The organism is Emticicia sp. 17c, from assembly GCF_037153985.1.
In the GTDB taxonomy this organism is placed as follows: Bacteria; Bacteroidota; Bacteroidia; order Cytophagales; family Spirosomataceae; genus Emticicia.
Map to the genome: position 1 here is coordinate 695,199 of NZ_JBBAYI010000002.1, position 19,969 is coordinate 715,167.

Sequence of the window (19,969 nt, forward strand, 5' to 3'; positions counted from 1 at the left end):
AAAATTAAAAATAATTACGGATGTTAGCACTAATCCTTATACTAATCCCGCTTATTGGCAGTCTTTTACTGTTTTCATTAAGAGGTAGTAATGCTGGAGTATCAAAAAATGTGGCGTTGCTTACAACTTTAGCAGAATTTCTTATAGCTGCATATAGTTTTTTCTCTTTTGATTCTCAGACAATCGTAGAAGTTAATTATGCTTGGATGAAAGACCTCAAAATCAATTTCCACTTGGGTATTGATGGAATCAGTCTTTTAATGATTGCCCTTACAGGCTTTCTGGTTCCTTTAATTGTTCTTTCTACCTTTAAGTATAGTTATAAAAAACACGCTTCGTTTTACGCGCTTATTCTACTGGCCGAAGCAGCCCTGATGGGTGTTTTTATGGCAAAAGATATTTTTCTGTTTTATTTCTTCTTTGAAGCGGCACTTATTCCGGTTTATTTTCTGGCGGCTCTCTGGGGTGGCGAAAACGCTCCGAGAATCACTTTCAAGATGTTTGTTTACACTATCTTCGGAAGTTTGTTTATGTTGGTAGCTATTGTGTATTTATACATAAAAGCCTCAACAGCCAACATTCAGGAACTATACACTGCCGCCAAATTTATATCGCCCACCAGCCAGAATCTTCTGTTCTGGGCTTTCTTTATTGCCTTTGCCATTAAAATGCCTGTATTACCGTTCCATACATGGCAACCCGATACCTATTCGGAGTCACCAACACCAGCAACCATGTTGTTGTCGGGGCTGCTGTCAAAAATGGGAGTATACGGTTTAATTCGTATTTTGTTACCATTAGCACCTGTTGGGGTATCGAACTGGGGTTTAATAGGCATGATTCTATCAGTTATCGGGCTTATTTATGGGTCAATCATTGCTATTCAGCAAGACAATATCAAACGCCTGATTGCTTACTCATCGTTTGCACACATGGGGCTTATGGCTGCGGGTGTGCTTTCGGGTACTTTAAGTGGTATTCAGGGAGCCTTGTTACAGATGGTAGCGCACGGAATTAATGCCGTAGGTTTGTTCTTCATTGTAAAAGTTATTTATGACCGCACCCACACAAGAGATTTACACTCGTTGGGCGGCATTACACAGAAAACCCCTGCTCTAAGCATCTATTTCATGATTATTATGTTAGGCAGTGTGGCTTTGCCATTAACCAATGGCTTTGTAGGAGAATTTTTATTGTTAAAAGGAGTTTTTGATAAAAATGCGTGGTTAGGAGCTATTGCCGGACTAACCATTATTCTGGGGGCAGTATATATGCTACGTCTGATGCAGCGCGCTATGTTTGGAGAAAGCAATAAAACTACCGAGAAATTCAGCGATGTAAAAGGAACAGAAGTAGCTGTTTTATTACCGCTGTCAGTAATGGTTTTATTGATGGGTATTTTCCCGAATATTTTTCTGAAAATTACAGAACCTGCGGTAAATAGTTTATTACAACTGATTCATCCTTAATGCACAGTTCGTTATTAACAGTTATGCCAACTGTATATTGAACTGATAATGATAAATAGACCTTATGTATCCAATACTCGTACTTTCTATTACCGGAATTATCACCCTGTTCTTAGGTTTCCTTAAATCTAAGAAAGTATTACTTCCTGCAACCTTATTTTTTATTATCATTGCCTTTGCAGCCAATTTCTACGACTGGAATGCCTCGGGCTTGTATTTCAATAATATGTTGCAGGTGAATAACCTCTCTATTATGTTCACGGCTATCCTTCTTTTGTCGGCTTTTTTAATTATTGCTTTGTCAAGAGGGTTTATAGACGATGACCACGCACAACCAGCCGAATATTTTGCGATTCTGCAATTTTCGTTGGTAGGTGCTATCATGATGACTGGCTTTCAGAACCTGATTATGCTTTTCATTGGGGTTGAGATTCTTTCTGTGTCGATGTACGTCCTTACAGGAAGTGATAAACGCAACCTGAGAGGAAACGAAGCCGCCCTTAAATATTTCTTAATGGGAGCCTTTGCTACGGGTATTATGCTCTTCGGTATGGCTATGTTATACGGTGCTAACTACTCTTTCAATATCAGTAGCACAAGGGCATTATTAACTCAATTGCCATTATCGGCCAATCCGGTTGGGCCAGTTTATTTATATGTTGGTATTACATTCTTACTAATTGGTTTATTGTTTAAGGTATCGGCGGCCCCTTTCCATTTCTGGACTCCAGACGTGTACGAGGGAGCTCCAACCATTTTTACAACGTTCATGTCAACAATTGTAAAAACGGCTGGTTTTGCTGCTATTTATCGTGTGCTTGAAGTTTCGTTCTCGCCTCTTTACCATTTCTGGTGGGTAATGCTTGTTATCATGACCGTTCTGAGCTTGCTAATCAGTAATATTACGGCGGTGGCTCAAAGCAGCTTCAAGCGTATGCTGGCTTTCTCGAGTATTTCACATGCAGGCTATATGTTATTAGCAATAGTAGGGCTGAGCAATAAATCAGACGATTCTATCGTATTTTACTCACTTGCTTACTCGCTGGCTACCATCAGTGCCTTTGGAGTATTAATGGTTGTAGCACGCGAAAAACTGGTTGACGGCAGACCTGACGAAAGTATTTCGGTATTGAATGGCCTAGCCAAACGAAATCCGTTCCTTGCCTTTACATTGGCGGTTTCGATGTTGTCTTTAGCCGGAATACCTTTAACGGCTGGTTTTTGGGGCAAATTCTATGTATTTTCAGATGCCGCCTATCGTGGGCATATCTGGCTACTGGTTGTTGCCATTGTAATGTCGGCAGTTGGTATCTATTATTATTTTAAACCAATTATTGCCGCTTACATGAAAGAAAGCGAAGGCGAGAGAATCAATCTGAAACCCTTCTATAAGATAATTCTTGGAATTACAACATTTGGGTCAATCATTCTGGGTCTCTTCCCCGACTTAGTGCGTAGCTTAATGTGATTGTAATTCTATTAGTTAATCCATAAAACCTTGTTAAAACTATTAGATAAAATAAAAAATAAGGAGCTAAAGAGTTTTATTTCTTTCTTCTTAACAGCTATTTTAGGTGCAGGCACTAATTTTATCACACAAATTCCCTATAAAACTTTATTTCTGAATTTGGGTTTTGCCGATAAGCCAGCATTTAATCTGAGTGTTTCTGCTGGTTATTTAACGGCCACCGTTGTGAGTTTTATACCGGCAAAAGTCTTTGCTTTTTCTGCCAAAGAATCAGGCAATACCCGCCGCGAATCGGTCAAGTTTTTAATTATTGCGCTAGTGGCTTGGGGTATTCAGGTTGGGGTTTCGTCGCTTACATTCGATTTCATCGCGAATCCTTTCTTTTCAGAGTACTCACTTTTTCTTCGTGAGAAAGGTTCACACGTAACAGGAATGGGCTTTAGCTTTCTGGCTAATTATTTCGGGCATAAATTTCTTACTTTCAGAAGTACCGGAATTTATGATAAAATTAAAACCCGTAATACCCGTGAAAATTGAACGAAATCAAGATGTTTTTGATTTTTTAAGCCATATTTAAGGATGTTTTAAAAAAAAATTAAGAAACGCTTGCATCATATCTTAAAATTGCCTTAAATTTGCATTGCGTTTCAAACCTTAAAAACATCATAAAGAAATGAAAAAAGTATTTGCAATTTTATTCGTAGCTGGTATGGCATCTCTAGCAGCTTGTACTTCTAAAACTGAAACTACATCTGAAGATTCAACTTCAAAAGATTCAGTTATGACTGCTCCAGTTCAAGCTGATAGCGCAACTGCTGCTGGTGACACTGCGAAAAAAGACACTACTGCAAAAAAATAATTGCTAGTAAGATATTAAAAGGGCCTTATCTGTGAAATCATAGATAAGGCTTTTTTATTTTACTCCATTACATCAACTTCTCCTGCTATGCAAACCTTAAAACTCTTCATCGAAAATCATATTGCGCGTGTAGTACTAAACCGCCCCGAAAAAGCCAATGCCCTGAATGAGGCCGCATGGAACGAAATAAAGGATGTTTTTGAGAATCTGGACGACAACCCCGATGTTAGGGTAATTGTGTTGGAAGGCGGCGAGAGCAAGCATTTCTGTGCAGGTATCGATTTAAGTTTACTGATGTCGGTTTCGCAAACTGACAGCAACTGCGAAGGCCGTAGAAGAGAAAAAATCAGAAAAGATGTGCTTCGCCTGCAAGCCCCTATCAATGCCATTGAAAATTGTAGCAAACCCGTACTGGCTGCTGTTCATGGCGGTTGTATAGGTGGCGGAGTAGATGTAATTTGCGCCTGTGATATGCGCTATTGCACCGAGGATGCGTATTTTACCATTAAGGAGATTGATATGGGCATGGTGGCCGATTTAGGCACTTTACAACGCCTGCCTAAGCTCATCGGCGATGGGCTGGTGCGTGAAATGGCCTACACTGGCAGAAATGTTGATGGCAGAGAGGCTGAAAAAATCGGCATCGTAAACCGCAGTTTTACGGATAAACAAACCATGATGGAAGAGGTTATGAAACTGGCAGCTATGATTGCGGCAAAATCGCCTGTTTCGATTAGAGGAACCAAACATATTTTACTACATACCCGCGACCACTCTGTGGCTGATGGCCTGAATTACATGACTACTTGGAACGCCGCCATGTTGCTTTCAAACGATTTACAGGAAGCCTTTATGGCTAAGATGCAGAAGCGTGACGCTAATTTTGAAGACTAGTTTCTCTGCCTTTATGCAACCAACCTCTCAAGGCAATAATGGTTTATGTGATTGATGATTTTACCTAAGAACAGAAAAGTCCCTGCTAAACCAATAACAGGGACTTTTCTTTGATATATCCGATGCTATTATTAAGCCATAGCAAAGGCACCTTTGTTTTCGTAGCGTTTACGCTCGTTTTCGTCGAGGTAAATTTTACGCATACGAATCGACTTCGGTGTAATTTCCAAATATTCATCTTTCTGGATATACTCCATCGCATCCTCTAAAGAGAAATTGATTTTCGGTGCAATACGCACGTTGTCGTCAGAACCTGACGCACGCATATTGGTAAGTTTTTTTGCTGTTTGCAGGTTAATTACAAGGTCGTTCTGGCGGTTGTGTTCTCCTACTACCATACCCATATAAATTTCTTCGTTAGGGTCAATAAAGAACACGCCTCTATCTTGCAATTTATCGATTGAATAAGGCGTTGCAGGGCCATTACCCATCGAAATCAACGAACCATTGATACGCCCCGGAATTGCGCCTTTAAATGGCTCATACGCTTTAAAACGGTGGTTCATGATTGCCTCACCGTAGGTTGCTGTTAATACGTTTGAACGCAAACCTATTAACCCACGTGAAGGAATATTAAATTCAAGGTGTTGTAAATCACCTTTAGGTTCCATAATTAAGAGTTCACCTTTGCGTTGGGTTACCAACTCAATTACTTTACCAGAAGTTTCGTCAGGAACATCAACTACAAGGGTTTCAATTGGCTCAAGTCTTTCGCCGTTTTCTCCTTCTTTGTACAATACTTGTGGCTGCCCTACCTGTAACTCGTATCCTTCACGACGCATGGTTTCAATCAATACTGACAAGTGAAGAATCCCACGGCCATATACTATAAATTTATCTTCAGTGTCACCGGTTTCAACGCGTAAGGCAAGGTTTTTCTCTGTTTCCTTCATGAGGCGGTCACGTAGGTGGCGCGAGGTCACAAATTTACCTTCTTTACCAAAGAATGGCGAGTTATTGATGGTGAACAACATGTTCATGGTTGGCTCATCAATAGCAATACGTGGTAGTGGTTCGGGGTTTTCTACGTCGGCAATGGTATCACCAATTTCAAAGTCTTCAATACCAGTTACGGCACATATTTCACCAGAAGAAACTTCCGCTACTCTTGATTTGCCTAAGCCTTCAAAAACATGAAGTTCTTTGATTTTCATTTTCTTAATAACGCCACCAGCTTTACAAAGAGCTATCTGCATACCTTCTTTCAAAGTTCCGCGAGCTACACGGCCGATAGCAATACGACCTACGAACGACGAGTAATCAAGAGAGGTAATTTGCATTTGAGGCGTACCGTCTACAACCGGAGAAGCCGGAATGTTTTCTACGATGGCATCAAGCAACGGAATAATATCTGTGGTTGGTTTTTTCCAGTCGGTGCTCATCCAACCTTGTTTCGACGACCCATACAAGCACGGGAAGTCGAGTTGGTCTTCGGTAGCATCAAGGTTAAACATCAAGTCAAAAACCTGCTCGTGTACCTCTTCAGGGCGGCAGTTTTCTTTATCCACCTTATTTACAACTACAATTGGTTTTAAGCCTAATTGTAATGCTTTACTCAATACGAAACGGGTTTGAGGCATTGGGCCTTCAAAAGCATCAACCAATAAAATAACACCATCGGCAAGTTTTAGTACTCGTTCTACCTCACCTCCGAAATCGGCGTGGCCTGGGGTATCAATAATATTGATTTTAACATCATTATAACGTACAGATACGTTTTTTGATACAATGGTGATTCCGCGTTCACGTTCAAGGTCATTGTTATCAAGAATTAAATCACCAAATTCCTGATTTTCTCTGAAAATTTTTGAAGCATGAATAATTTTGTCAACCAAAGTGGTTTTACCGTGGTCAACGTGAGCAATAATGGCAATGTTTCTAATATTTTGCATGAAGTCTAAAGTTATCGTAATGCGTCAATCTTTACCCCAACGCATCACGGATAAACGACTAACGAACTACACCTTTTTAAAATAAACCGCAAAATTAGAAAAATACAATGAGAAAACCTTATTTTTCTTGGATAATCCTATCATTATTAAATTGTTAATAAGAATAGTACAAAAATGCCGATACTTTTGAAAGGGTTAATAACAAGGAAAGAATATACGAAAGCCCAAAAAATCAAATGATGTTCGTAGTTGGGTTCTTGGAGAGGCCAGCCACGAACATCATTTAGGAGAGATTTTCAACGAAAGATTTCTCTAGGAAAATTACCTTAGAACTCGTTCAGTACAATCACTTTCGACTCGACGGTATTACTGATATTACCAGCGCGGTCTTTGATGGTTATCTGAAACTTGAGCGAGTCTTTCGGAAGTGTAAAAGGCTGCGGAAAATCTATTGAGTAATCGAGGGTTCCTTCTATCGGGCCTACTTTACCATCACTTTTAAGGCGTTGAAAAAAGCCCGAGTAAGGTAGTGGTGGTATGTATTCCTGAAAAACACCTTTTTTCTGACGAAACACCCTAACTATGTAATTATAATCATTTGTTTCTGTGGCTTTAGCCTTTTCTGCTTCATTAAGACCCAAGTCGCCGTCGCCATCCTGAAAATGAATAGTCATAATAACAGAATCTTTTTTAGTGCCTGCAAACTGGTCTAACCTGATTTCTTTGCGTATGCTCTGAAACTCAATAAAGGGTTTTGTATCAAACGAAATCTCTTTAAAGCACCCCATTACCAGACACATTACACTAAAAACAATCAATACTGAAACCTTTTTCATTTCTTATCTGTAATTTTATAAGCTAAATTAGTATAAAAAAGATAGTTTAGAAGGTGAAATGCTATTTTTTATTTATACCTCGGTAAACTATTAATTAATATTTTCATGGGTATTCGTGACGAACTAAAATCTGCGGTTCTGCAAGTAAATGATAATTCTCAAAATCGACATAATTTTGAAGAATTAGCATTAGAAGTTTTTCGTTTTCAGGCAGTAAGCAACCCCGTTTATAAGGAGTATCTGGGGTTTTTAAGGGTAAATCCTCAAAAAATTGACCGCCTTGAAAAAATTCCTTTTCTACCTATTCAGTTTTTTAAGCATCATAAGGTTATAACCGACAACGCTCCTACACAAATTGTTTTTGAAAGTAGCGGCACAACACAGCAAAATACCAGTAAACACTATGTAAGTGACCTGCCCTTTTATGAACACGTGAGCCAGAAGATTTTCGAGCAATTTTATGGTCCTATTACCGATTATCATATACTGGCGTTGCTACCCTCTTACCTTGAACGAAATAACTCTTCGTTGGTGTATATGGTGCAAAGTTTTATTTATCGCAGCTATTCAAAAGAATCGGGCTTCTACCTCAACAATACGCAGGAACTCATTCAGAAGCTGCAATATCTTTCAGAAAACTTACAAACACACCGAAAAGTTTTGTTAATAGGCGTAACTTTTGCCTTACTTGACTTAGTTGAGAACGAAGCCGACTTGTCGTTTATTGAATCCTTCAAAGAGAAATTCATCGTAATGGAAACCGGAGGCATGAAAGGCCGCAGAAAAGAACTACTCAGAGAAGAAGTACACGAAATACTGACCGAACGCTTACCTGTTAATCATATCCATTCAGAATACGGCATGACCGAGTTGCTCTCGCAGGGGTATTCGAAAGGTGAGGGGATATTCGAGCTACCCAATACCATGAAAATTCTGTTACGTGAAATAAACGACCCTTTCAAGATACTCTCGTCTCAGTTCCGTACTGACACCTCTAACGAAAAGCTCGTACGCGGTGGCATTAATGTGGTTGATTTGGCCAATATAGATTCTTGTAGTTTCATTGAAACACAAGACTTGGGTGCTTACCAACCCGAAAGACAAAAGTTTAGCGTGATTGGCAGGTTTGATAATTCTGACATCAGAGGTTGCAACCTGTTAGTATTGTAATACTACTTACAGATATTTATTGAGTGTTCGTAATACTGGTGGCAGGTAGCTGGTGCCAAAAATATTGACATGAACCATAAGCGGATAAATATTATAAATGGCTATGCGTTGGTCGAAACGAGGCTGTAACGGAAAACTCTCATGGTAAGCCTCATAAAAACGATTCTCGAATCCGCCGAAAAGCGTAGTGAATGCCAGTTCGACCTCACGGTTTCCATAATAAACAGCGGGGTCAATCAGGCAAGGATTACCCCTATCGTCAGTTATGACGTTTCCCGACCATAAATCGCCATGCAGTAGCGCGGGTTCTTCGTTAGGCAGCAATTCGGGCAAAACTTTGTAGAATCGCTGAAATTTATCGTATAATTCTTTGGTTATGAGGTCATTGTAATAAGCAAGCCCTGCCTGCATATTTAACCGCTTTTCGATGAAGAAATCGAGCCATTTGCTATTCGGCTCATTAAACTGCTGAAGCGACCCAATATAATTATTGAACTGTAAGCCGTAAGAATCGTTGCTTTGCCTATGTAAATCGGCCAGATTCTGCCCTAGTACCTCCCAATAGTCAAATCGGGGTTTCGAGTACTCAATGTTTTCCAGCACCAGATAATCCTGTCCGTCTCTCCGCCCCCAGTTCATTACCTCAGGTACCCTGATAACATCTGCTTCGCGGAGCAAACCAAGCCCTTTTGCTTCGGCCTCGAACATCCCCTCATGGTTTCGGGTGTTATATTTGACAAAATATTTTCCTTCGTTGGTAAATACCTGTACAGTTATATTAATGTTACCTCCTTGTAGCAGCCGATACTCGTTTACCTGCACATCACGCCCTAATGTCTCGAAAAAGACACCCTCAAAAAATTGAAATTGGTCTTCTGCTGTTTGCATAATTGCTGGCCCTCCAAAGGAAATTTTAACTGAAACGATGCTCTCACATACGGTTTCATTAATACGATTGGCAAAATAAAAACTTTCTCATTAAATTTTCCGAACTTTACCGCAGAAATTAATCAGTTTTTCATTTGGGTTCTGGCCCTTCAAACATCTTGTCGGAAACGCTGATTGGGCCAATTCGGTAAAAACCTGCACTACAAGTTTTACCCTATTGTTTATTTAAACTTTTTAGGTTTATAACCAGTATTTGTAGTTTTTGTTGGGATAAAAAATGAAAAGCCTGATATTTAAGGAAAATAATAACGTAGCGCTCACGAGTTTTATTCTTAAGCAATTACATGAAAAGAAATTTAGCCATTCTTGGCTCAACAGGTTCGATAGGAACACAGGCATTAGAAGTGGTAGCTGCCAATCCTGATATTTTTGAAATAGAAGTACTTACGGCGCAGAATAATGCTGATTTACTGATTGAGCAAGCAGCAAAGTTTCGGCCGAATGTAGTGGTTATCACGAACGAAGATTTATACGACAAGGTTTTTTCGGCTCTCGACCCACTTGATATTAAAGTATATGCCGGAGAAAAATCGTTGTCTTCGGTGGTGCAGATGGAGTCTGTAAATATGGTTTTAACAGCTTTAGTAGGCTATGTGGGCCTGATACCTACCATTGCCGCCATTAAAGCAGGCAAACACATTGCACTAGCCAATAAAGAAACGCTGGTAGTAGCAGGCGAACTGGTAACACAGCTAGCTATGGAACATAAAGTTGATATTCTGCCCGTAGACTCCGAACATTCGGCTATTTTTCAATGTCTGGTCGGAGAGTTTCATAACCCAATCGAGAAAATCATTCTGACAGCCTCAGGAGGTCCTTTTCTCGGAAAAGACAGAGATTTTTTAAAAACAGTTACAAAATTACAGGCATTGAAGCACCCCAACTGGAGTATGGGTGCTAAAATTACCATTGATTCGGCTTCGCTCATGAACAAAGGGCTTGAGGTTATTGAAGCTAAATGGTTATTTGACCTGACCCCACAACAAATAGAGGTGGTCGTACACCCGCAAAGTATTATTCACTCAATGGTTCAGTTTGAAGACGGCAGCATTAAAGCACAAATGGGCTTGCCTGATATGCGTATTCCGATTCAGTTTGCAATGGCGTATCCGAACCGTTTGAAATCTGATTTCCCTCGTTTTGACTTTACCAAATATCCTTCGCTTACTTTTCAACAGCCCGACTACGAAACTTTCAGGAATCTGGGCTTCGCTTTTGAGGCACTTAATAAAGCCGGCAATATGGCTTGCATTGTAAATGCTGCCAATGAAGTTGCCGTGGCGGCCTTTCTGCGTGACGAAATAGGTTTTCTGGAGATGTCGGACCTTATCGAAGATTGCATGAATCGGGTTAGCTTCATAAAATCCCCAACACTGGAAGACTACATCAAAACCGATGAAGAAACCCGACGAATAGCTATGGAGTTTTCTTTCTGAAAAGGCAATAATATTGCTACTTATGGGGTATCGGAGGCAGTTTTATAGTTTAACTTAGAAAAACTAAGTATCTTTGCAAGAAATTATAAAGATATGAAACAGCCTTTTTATGTGCTTTATGAAGACAATCACATTATTATTGTCAATAAAGCAGCAGGTATTTTAGTACAAGGCGATGCCACCGGTGATAAAACCTTATCAGACTACGTAAAAGAATATATTAAGAAAAAATATAATAAGCCCGGCGATGTATTCTTAGGCACGGTGCATCGGCTTGACCGCCCCGTGAGTGGCTTAGTTGTATTTGCACGTACTTCTAAGGCCCTTGAACGCATGAATGAGCTTTTCCGTAAGCGCGACATCCAGAAAACATATTGGGCCGTTGTTGGTAAAAAACCAGAAAAGAAAACTGGAAAACTTACCAACTGGCTGGTTAAAAATGAAGAAAAAAACATTGTAACCGCTTATGATACCGAAGTAAAAGGCTCGCAAAAAGCCGAACTAACGTATCGGTACATGGGTGAATTAAACCATTTTCATTTACTGGAAGTAAACCCTATTACGGGCCGGCCTCATCAGATAAGGGTGCAGTTAGCATCTATGGGTTGCCCTATCAGGGGTGACGTAAAATATGGCTACCCGCGGGCTAATCCAGAGGGGAATATCAACCTCCATGCTCGCCGTTTATACTTTGTACACCCTGTCAAGAAAGAACCTATTATCTGTAAAGCACCATTGCCTGAGAACCCATTCTGGGAAGAGTTTCTTGAGCTTGATTCTGAAGACATTAAAACCGAAAATCTCGACTTTCTTTATTAGTCTTGAATCGACAGGTGAGCTACGCACTACTTTGCTATAATTTTGGAATTTGACCTTATCAAAAAAACCTCTTAATCTATTAAAAATGAACCGTAGAAATTTTCTTTCAAAAACTGCTTTGGCAGCCGGAGCCTCTGCTTTGCCTGTTGGGGCTGCTCTGGCCTCGGCAACACCGGAGTTGAAAAACAACGCAGCCGAGAAGTTCAAGCTGCTGTATGCGCCTCATTTCGGTATGTTTGAAAACTCAGCCGGAAAAGACCTAATCGACCAGTTAAAATTTATGGCCGATAATGGCTTTATGGCTCTGGAAGATAACGGTATGCTAGGCCGCCCTGTGGATGTTCAGAAAAAAATTGGTGAAACCTTAGCCAAACTGAATATGAAAATGGGTGTTTTTGTAATTGATGGAGGAGATAACTGGAAGGTTTCGTTAGCTACTGGTAAAAAAGAGTTTCTGGAGAATTTCCTGAAAACCTGTCGGGCATCGGTTGAAGTAGCCAAACGTGTAAATGCCAGATGGGCTACGGTAGTACCCGGTTTTTTTGAAAGAAGATTACCTCTCGGTATCCAGACGGCCAATGTGATAGATGCGCTACGACGCGCCTGTGATATTCTGGAGCCACATAACCTGACAATGGTACTTGAGCCACTAAGCGATACGCCAGAATTGTTTTTGCGTAATTCGGACCAAACCTACATGATTTGTAAGGCTGTTAACAGCCCGTCGTGCAAGATATTGTTTGATATGTGGCACATGCAACGCAACGAAGGCCGTATGACCCAAAATATGGATTGGTGCTGGGATGAAATAGCGTATTTCCAGATTGGCGACGAGCCTGGCCGTAATGAGCCAACCACAGGTGAAGTAAACTACAAAAGCCTGTTTAAGCATATCTATGAGAAATCAAAAGAAAAAAATCAGGAGTTTATTCTGGGTATGGAACACGGCAACTATTATAAAGGCATTGAAGGCGAAAAGAAATTAATAGAAGCATACAGATGGTCAGATAATTTCTGAACCGTTCGGAGATAAACTTCCAGCAACAAAAAAGGTATCATTGCTGATACCTTTTTTGTTGCTCTGCCTAAAGGCTTATTTCTTTTCTCCGCTGGTTTGAATACCCGACGGCTGATTTTTTCTGGCTTCCTGCATCGGATTTGAGCCTCCACCACCAAAACCTCTTTGTTTGAATGCCTGAAAACGCGTTGGTTTTTCAGGTTCTTTCGGGAAGGTATTGTCAGAGGTATCAATATCAGGGATTTCATGATAAGGGTCTAGTTTGAACTTCGCTACACGTTTGGTAGTTACCAAAGTCTTCTTTACCTCTTTGTCGTTCAAACGCCAAAGCTCAACCGGAATTCTCACATCTTCAAAAGTACCGTCTTCAAACTCCATTCTTATAATAACAGGCATTACCAAACCGCCTTTGTTTTTAAGGCTCAATACATAAAAGTTTTTGCCTTCGTCAACCATTTTACGCTCATCAGCACTCAACGTTGAAAGGTATTGTTCGTATTTCTTTTTATCGGCATCGGTTACAGCAAACTTGTCATAAGAGTTATAGAAGTCTCTCATGGTCGAGTCAGCTTCTACTACTGTTTGTTTAATATCTGTTTTATTTCTGATATTACTCAAGGTTTCTCTTTTGGCGTCGGCTTCTGTTTTTGCCTGAGCTTTTATTTTGGTTGGGTCTTGGGTGTCAATGGTATACCATTCTACATTAGCAATGGCTTGGTCGGCAGGTTCTACACCATAGAACCAGCCCTTCCAGAACCAGTCCAAATCAACGCCTGAGGCATCTTCCATCGTACGGAAGAAATCGGCTGGTGTAGGGTGTTTAAACGCCCAACGGCGTGCATATTCTTTAAAGGCGTAGTCGAACAACTCGCGGCCCATAATGGTTTCGCGCAGGATATTAAGGCCGGTAGCAGGTTTTGAGTAGGCATTTGGCCCGAAAGTACTCGGAATAATGTTATCTGAGCTACTCATAATCGGATTCTGCTTATCGGCATCAATCTTCATATAACTGGTTATGTATTGTGGTTCAATACCCGTAGCCGGAAAGTTTCTGTCCCACTCGAGGCAGGTTAGCCCTTCAAGGAACGAATTCAGCCCTTCGTCCATCCATGACCACTGGCGTTCGTCAGAGTTCACAATCATCGGGAAGAAGTTATGACCAACTTCATGAATAATTACGAGAATCAGGAAGTTTTTAGTCCCTTCTGAATAAGTACCGTCTGCTTCAGGACGCGCACCATTGAAGCTCATCATCGGGTATTCCATTCCTCCTACTGAACCATGTACCGAATAAGCCACCGGATACGGATATGCAATGGTACGTTTCGAGTAATTTACCAGCGTATGCGCCACTACACGTGTAGAGTATTGCCCCCAAAGTGGATTAGCCTCTTTCGGATAAAGCGACATAGCCCAGACCTTTTTGCCTTCTACATCAACCTGCATGGCATCCCAGATAAACTTACGTGAAGTAGCAAAGGCAAAATCGCGTACATTTTTAGCTGCGTAAACCCATGTTTTCTTGCCGGTTGGTTTACCTTTTTCGGCTGCTTCTGCTTCGGCTTGTGTAACAATTACCACAGGCGTTTTTGAAGTTTTTGCTTGTTCGAGGCGTTTCAGTTGTGTAGCGGTTAATACTTCTTTCGGGTTTTGAAGTTCGCCGGTAGCACCTAGTACCATATCGTTAGGTACAGTAAGGGCTACTTTGTAATCGCCGAAAGGAAGTGTAAACTCACCCTGACCCAAAAATTGTTTGTGCTGCCAGCCGTTTACGTCGTCATACACAGCCATACGTGGAAACCACTGCGCTATTTCGTATAATACGTTTCCGTCTTTAGGAAAAAGCTCATAACCACTACGGCCACCTACCGATTTTAAATCAATGATATTGAATTTCCAGTCAACCTGAAAAACAAACGACATACCTTTTGCCAACGGAGCCGGCATATCAATGCGCATCATGGTTCCGTTAATGGTGTATCTCAAATCTTTACCTGCGGCATCTTTTACGGCCATAATCTTATAGCCATAGTCTTTATCGTTAGCTCCGGTAAGGTTACCTAATGCCGTAAAGCTAGACCCACTAGTTGGGTTAATACCGCTCTGGCGGGTAATGTTACCATCTGAGTTTTTTGAAAATACGTTCTGGTCTAGTTGCATCCAGAGATACCGTAATTCCTCAGGAGCGTTGTTTGTGTAGGTAATTTTTTCGGTACCTGTAATGCTTTGGTTGGTGTCATCCAATTCGGCCTTAATGTCGTAGTCAGCTTTTTGTTGCCAGTAGTCTCTCCCTGGTGCACCTGCGGCAGTACGGAAGGTATTAGGCGTAGGCAAGCCCGTACCCATTTGCTCAAACTTTGTATTGGCATTGTATTGCGTTGTAGGTGCCTGCTGTGCATTTACCGACAAGCCTGCAAACAAAACTGCCCCAATAAGAATGGAGAATTTTCTCATGTTTGGATGAAGATTAATGTAATAGTTTATAATCAAGGAAATAACAGATGCGAATTTATAAAAATTTATTTATTCCTGAACACCCATTCGGAAGGATATTTATCTTTAGAAAAACCATTTTTCGGTCATTAATTTAAAAGCTACGCCCGCCACAAAGCTCGACAAGATGGTGTTCCAAGTATGTTTTTTTACATGAAAACCTTCGAGTATTACAAACGATAACACCATAGAAACGCCTACTATCATTAACTGCCCGAACTCGAGCCCTATATTAAAGGCCAATAATTGTGGAATAATGTTCTGGTCTTTACCCAATAAACTACGCAGATAATTAGAAAAACCCATGCCGTGAATCAGCCCGAAGCCCAAAGCAAGTATGTATCTGAGTGGTGAGAAAGATTCAGTATCAAGCACGCTTTCACTACTTTTATGAAACAGATTAGAGATACAGGTAAAAATAATAGTAACCGGAATCAGGAATTCGATAAGCTCGGTACTATAATTAATTACCCTAAGAGCGGCCAAAGCCAGCGTAACCGAATGGCCAATTGTAAAAGCTGTAACCAGAACCAGTATTTTCTTCCAATCGGTAACTCTGTAAATAGCACAAAGCGCAACAACAAAAAGGATGTGGTCGTAACCATTCAGATCGGTTATGTGCTGATAACCTAACTGTAAGAAAATAAAAAATTCTGTCATGTTTTAGGGGTGTAGGTGAGTTTCAGGATATAATAGCAACAAAAATACAAGTTTTGTAAAACCTTGATAGTAAAGCCCCTACTATTTTTTCAAAATACTGTTTATTAACACCTAATCGGGTATTATTCGTGCTAGAACCTGTATAAAAAACAAAAAGCATCTTTTCAGATGCTTTTTGTTTTTTATATTCTTCGACTGGCTTTTTATCAGAAGAATTTAGCGCGATAATCTTTGATGTTGGCGTTCTCACGGATGGCCTGATTAGCCAGATATGAGGCCCCAAACATATTACTGCGTTGCAATGCCTGTGTTTTGTATTGCGTGTAGTCTGCAATGGCAGGAGCATTTACTACGCTGGTAGTTTCAACAATAAATACACCGTTTTCGCCTACGAATGGTTTTGAACGTTTACCAGCCTGCAAGCTGAAAATTCTACCAACTGCAATTGGGTCAACACCCGGAGTTGTCAGGATTCCCGTAGCAAGACTTATACCGTTAGCCGACTCAATAATGGCACCGGCACCGTATTTCTGAGCAATTTGCTCAAGGCTACCCGTTGCACCTGACAGTTTTTTAATAATCTGTTCAGATTTTATTTCATTACGTACTTTCACGGTCAGTTCGTCTCTAAAGTCATCAACTTTAGGGCTATCTTTATCTGTTTTGGCTGTAACCGCAGCTACAATGAAATTATCGCCTACTTCAAAAACTTTACTTGTAACGGCACCTACTTTAGTATCATCGTTAAAGGCCCATAATACTACTTCACGCGCATTCTGGATTGTATTGAATGAAGTAGCTTCAGGAAGAACCTTCTCAGCTTTCAGCATTACTGTTTTTCCATCTTTTTTCACGGCTTCTTCAAACTCTTTGTCTGAGCTTACGCTTGCACGTAAAGTTTCGGCTTTCTGATACATAGCGTTGCGTGTAGCTTCGCTGGCTTGTAACTCACGGCTGATGCTGGCAATTTTATATTTAATATTAGACTTAGCCTCAGTAACTTTAATAATGTGGTAGCCAAAATCTGTTTCTACGACCCTTGGCACTAAACCTGTTCCGCTCAGGCTAAAAGCTGCATCCTGAAAAGGTTTTACCATTGTATTGTTATTTTTGAAATAACCCAAGTCACCACCTTGTTGTGCCGAACCATCCTGACTGTTTGTACGGGCTAACGTTGCGAAGTCAGCACCTTTTTGTAATTGGTCAAGTAATTCTTCTGCTTTTTTACGTGCGTTTGCTTTTACTGAGTCAGGCGCAGCTTTTGGCGCACTAATCAGAATATGGCTGGCACGTACGGTATAAAGCGAGTCGGTGGTTGTGCCTTCATATTTATGAACCGAATACACGCTTCCGTCTTTGAAAGGCCCGATAACCGCACCCGGAATAGCCGTACCGATAGCCGCTTTTAAGTCACCGCTCAAATCGCTGGCCATACGTTCAAATGGCGCACGGATTTCAGAGTTAGCTGTTGCATAGGCTTGTGGGTCTTTTGCAGCCCCTAAACCTTTTGCAAAGGCTTTGATATCTTCATAAAGGGCTGCGCTGTCTTCTTTTGTTGGTACTACCTGATACACTACGTAGTCAAAAGAGCGGCTGTCATAACCTTTATATTCATTTTTGTGTTTGCTCAGGTAGTCTGACAACTGGCTATCAGTTACTTTAATAGTGCTGTCGTTGATACTGAAATAAGGCACATATAAATAGTGTGCATCTGCTTTTGTTACTTGTGCTTCGTAGTCTTTCTTTGCTTCGGCAGTAGTTACATACGTCGAAGAAGTAAGCAAAGCATTGTATTTTTCTATCATGCGTTGTTGAAGCACCTGTGACTTAATTTGCTCCCACATCAGTTTTTGTGGTTCTGGCAATTGGTTAGCAACTACGGCATTAATAAACTCCATGTGGCGATTACGGTCATACTGCCCCGTTTGTGGGTCAGAAAACTGTTGCTTAATTAACGGGCTAAGGTTTTTAGTTCCCTGAATCATCTCGCTAAGCTCTTCATTAGAAACTTTCAAGCCTAATTTTTCAAATTCTTCTTTGTAAGCGATGTCAAAAACCATTTGCTCCCAAACCTGATTGCGCAATTGTTGCAACTCTTGGTCTTGCAGAGACCTCCCTGCTTGTTGCTCATAATTGGCGCGGGCAGCATCTAGTTTTGCCTGAAATGCCTGAGCATCAATATTGGTTCCTGCTATTTCACCAATTTTATTTTTATTACCGCTAAATAAACCTCCTCTACCACCACTTCCGTAGAATAAATCTCCTCCAACGATAAATAGAATAAGGGCAACTGCTATGACTGCAACTGCTATCCCCGAACGCTCCCGAATTTTGTTAATTAAAGCCATTATTTTTTATTTTATACTAAATTTTACTCGGTATTTTATAAGATGTGTTTGAATAAATTAAACCCCTAAAAAAACGAACCGCAAAAATACATAGATTCATACATATTATCAAAGAAATCCAATTAGGAATATATGTTTTTTAAAAAGTTTTATGGTTTTTATGGTTTTTTAGTGTCTTAATGGCTGTTTTTGGCTAAATATTCTTTTTATTTCTCTAAACAATACTGCTTATATGCCCGCTTTAAGACATTTATAGTCAAATATTTGCCATACCTTTTAAAGGCATTACTTGGTTGGGGCTTTGTGACGATATACTTCTACCACACTCCCGATAATTTGCTGTACAATTTCTCTGCTACACATCCTGACTGTAAACCGAAGGCTGCGCATATACCCTTTATACAAAATAGTTGAGTACCATAAAGGTAATACGCAATGTAAGTAAACCGTAAGGCTTTTTCATAGTACAAGTAGTGTTAAGCCGAGCAATATATTAAAAACTTCTTATAATTTAACCAACTACGCTACAAGACACAAATAAATAGCTAATTTTGTGCGTTTTTGAGAAAAACTACTCTTTAATTTATGAAATATCATATTCTAGGTATCTTCTTTCTTGTTGCTTCATGTTTTTATGCCTGTCAGAATTCAGCTTCAGAATCTGCTGGAAATGAAGCTGATGACGTAGATGTATCAGGCATTCAGGTAAAAGTGAACATCGAAAGGTTGGAAGACTCTTTAATGAAACTCGAAAACCCGACACAACTCAAAGACTTTCTGGCCAGACATAAGGTATTTGTTGAAACATTCTACCAGACACCGGTAAACGACACGGCACTGATTGCACGGCTCGATATGCTCATTCATCACCCTGCCATACACGAATTGTATCAGCAAACACAACAGAAATTCGGCGACCTGAAAGACTTAAAACAGGAATTTGAAACCGCTTTCAAGCATATTAAATTTTATTATCCCGACTTTAAGGAACCTCGAATCATTACTACTTTTGCAGGGCTGGATAACGAACTGGTAGTGACTGACAGCCTTGTGATTATTCCGCTCGAATCGTTTATAGGCCCTAAGGCCAAGTATCGCCCGCAGCACCCTAATTATATGCTCCGACGGTACGATAAACCCTACATTGTTCCGACAGTAGTTACGTTATTATCAAAAAAATATAACCATATTGACATAAACGACCGCACTTTGCTAGCCGATATGGTTTTTTATGGTAAAGGCTTTGAGTTTACAAGAGCCATGATTCCTAATTTGCCCGACTCGGTGGTAATTGCTTATGCCGACTCGAATCTCGTAAAAAGCTGGAATGCACAAGCCTATGTTTGGGCACATTTTATTGACAACCAATTACTGTACGAAACAAACGACAGAATAAAAGATAAGTATATCGGAGAAAGACCCTACGTAACTGAAATAGGTACAGATTGCCCCGGGCGTATTGGCCAATGGTTAGGCTGGCGAATAGTGAGCCGTTATCGAACCGAAAACCCTTCTGTTACGTTAGTAGAATTGATGAAAAACGCCAATGCTCGTGAAATATTTGAGCAGGCAAAATATAAAGGGCAAAAAGACGACTAA

16 protein-coding genes are annotated in these 19,969 nt (G+C 40.4%); 10 read left to right on the top strand and 6 right to left on the bottom strand.

Features of this window, described 5'->3' with window-relative positions; genetic code table 11:
• Positions 1-20 precede the first annotated feature (20 nt).
• The 5 genes from WAA15_RS07350 (at position 21) to WAA15_RS07370 (ending at position 4,690) form a co-directional block, all read left to right on the top strand.
• On the top strand, positions 21-1,469 hold the full coding sequence (locus WAA15_RS07350; RefSeq protein ID WP_337042066.1) for a complex I subunit 4 family protein: 1,449 nt from the start codon (positions 21-23) through the stop codon (positions 1,467-1,469).
• 64 nt (positions 1,470-1,533) lie between these two features.
• On the top strand, positions 1,534-2,937 hold the full coding sequence (locus tag WAA15_RS07355) for an NADH-quinone oxidoreductase subunit N (RefSeq protein ID WP_337042067.1): 1,404 nt from the start codon (positions 1,534-1,536) through the stop codon (positions 2,935-2,937).
• Positions 2,938-2,967: 30 nt separating this feature from the next.
• On the top strand, positions 2,968-3,474 hold the full coding sequence (locus WAA15_RS07360; protein ID WP_337042068.1) for a GtrA family protein: 507 nt from the start codon (positions 2,968-2,970) through the stop codon (positions 3,472-3,474).
• Positions 3,475-3,610: 136 nt separating this feature from the next.
• Positions 3,611-3,796 carry a hypothetical protein gene (locus WAA15_RS07365; protein ID WP_337042069.1) on the top strand — a complete coding sequence of 62 codons (186 nt, stop codon included), beginning with the start codon at positions 3,611-3,613 and terminating at the stop codon, positions 3,794-3,796.
• An 87-nt stretch (positions 3,797-3,883) separates the two neighbouring features.
• Positions 3,884-4,690 carry a crotonase/enoyl-CoA hydratase family protein gene (locus WAA15_RS07370; RefSeq protein ID WP_337042070.1) on the top strand — a complete coding sequence of 269 codons (807 nt, stop codon included), beginning with the start codon at positions 3,884-3,886 and terminating at the stop codon, positions 4,688-4,690.
• A gap of 131 nt (positions 4,691-4,821) precedes the next feature.
• On the opposite strand, the gene typA is transcribed toward WAA15_RS07370, so the two are convergent.
• A complete protein-coding gene (gene typA, locus WAA15_RS07375; RefSeq protein WP_337042071.1) occupies positions 4,822-6,642 on the bottom strand; it encodes a translational GTPase TypA in 1,821 nt (606 codons plus the stop codon).
• 326 nt (positions 6,643-6,968) lie between these two features.
• On the bottom strand, positions 6,969-7,478 hold the full coding sequence (locus WAA15_RS07380) for a hypothetical protein (RefSeq protein ID WP_337042072.1): 510 nt from the start codon (positions 7,476-7,478) through the stop codon (positions 6,969-6,971).
• Between the two features lie 105 nt (positions 7,479-7,583).
• Here WAA15_RS07380 and WAA15_RS07385 point away from each other — a divergent pair, with 105 nt between their 5' ends.
• Positions 7,584-8,648, top strand: coding sequence for an acyl transferase (locus WAA15_RS07385; RefSeq protein ID WP_337042073.1), 1,065 nt, complete (start codon positions 7,584-7,586; stop codon positions 8,646-8,648).
• Between the two features lie 6 nt (positions 8,649-8,654).
• On the opposite strand, the gene WAA15_RS07390 is transcribed toward WAA15_RS07385, so the two are convergent.
• Positions 8,655-9,536 (bottom strand): fructosamine kinase family protein, encoded by an 882-nt coding sequence (locus WAA15_RS07390; protein WP_337042074.1) that lies wholly within the window; start codon positions 9,534-9,536, stop codon positions 8,655-8,657.
• Positions 9,537-9,880: 344 nt separating this feature from the next.
• On the opposite strand from WAA15_RS07390, the gene WAA15_RS07395 reads away from it, so the two are divergent.
• The 3 genes from WAA15_RS07395 to WAA15_RS07405 all read left to right on the top strand — a co-directional run bounded on the left by WAA15_RS07395 (position 9,881) and on the right by WAA15_RS07405 (position 12,869).
• Entirely contained in the window at positions 9,881-11,032 is a 1,152-nt protein-coding gene (locus WAA15_RS07395) for a 1-deoxy-D-xylulose-5-phosphate reductoisomerase (protein ID WP_337042075.1), read from the top strand.
• Positions 11,033-11,125: 93 nt separating this feature from the next.
• Entirely contained in the window at positions 11,126-11,851 is a 726-nt protein-coding gene (locus WAA15_RS07400) for an RluA family pseudouridine synthase (protein WP_337042076.1), read from the top strand.
• Positions 11,852-11,936: 85 nt separating this feature from the next.
• Complete coding sequence (locus WAA15_RS07405) at positions 11,937-12,869, top strand: TIM barrel protein (protein WP_337042077.1); 933 nt, start codon at positions 11,937-11,939, stop codon at positions 12,867-12,869.
• Positions 12,870-12,944: 75 nt separating this feature from the next.
• Here WAA15_RS07405 and WAA15_RS07410 read toward each other — a convergent pair whose 3' ends face one another.
• From WAA15_RS07410 to WAA15_RS07420, 3 genes are all read right to left on the bottom strand, one after another.
• Positions 12,945-15,323, bottom strand: coding sequence for a M1 family metallopeptidase (locus tag WAA15_RS07410; RefSeq protein WP_337042078.1), 2,379 nt, complete (start codon positions 15,321-15,323; stop codon positions 12,945-12,947).
• A 105-nt stretch (positions 15,324-15,428) separates the two neighbouring features.
• On the bottom strand, positions 15,429-16,022 hold the full coding sequence (locus tag WAA15_RS07415) for a HupE/UreJ family protein (protein ID WP_337042079.1): 594 nt from the start codon (positions 16,020-16,022) through the stop codon (positions 15,429-15,431).
• 206 nt (positions 16,023-16,228) lie between these two features.
• Complete coding sequence (locus tag WAA15_RS07420) at positions 16,229-18,370, bottom strand: peptidylprolyl isomerase (RefSeq protein WP_337042080.1); 2,142 nt, start codon at positions 18,368-18,370, stop codon at positions 16,229-16,231.
• A gap of 585 nt (positions 18,371-18,955) precedes the next feature.
• Here WAA15_RS07420 and gldB point away from each other — a divergent pair.
• Positions 18,956-19,969 (top strand): gliding motility lipoprotein GldB, encoded by a 1,014-nt coding sequence (gene gldB, locus WAA15_RS07425; protein ID WP_337042081.1) that lies wholly within the window; start codon positions 18,956-18,958, stop codon positions 19,967-19,969.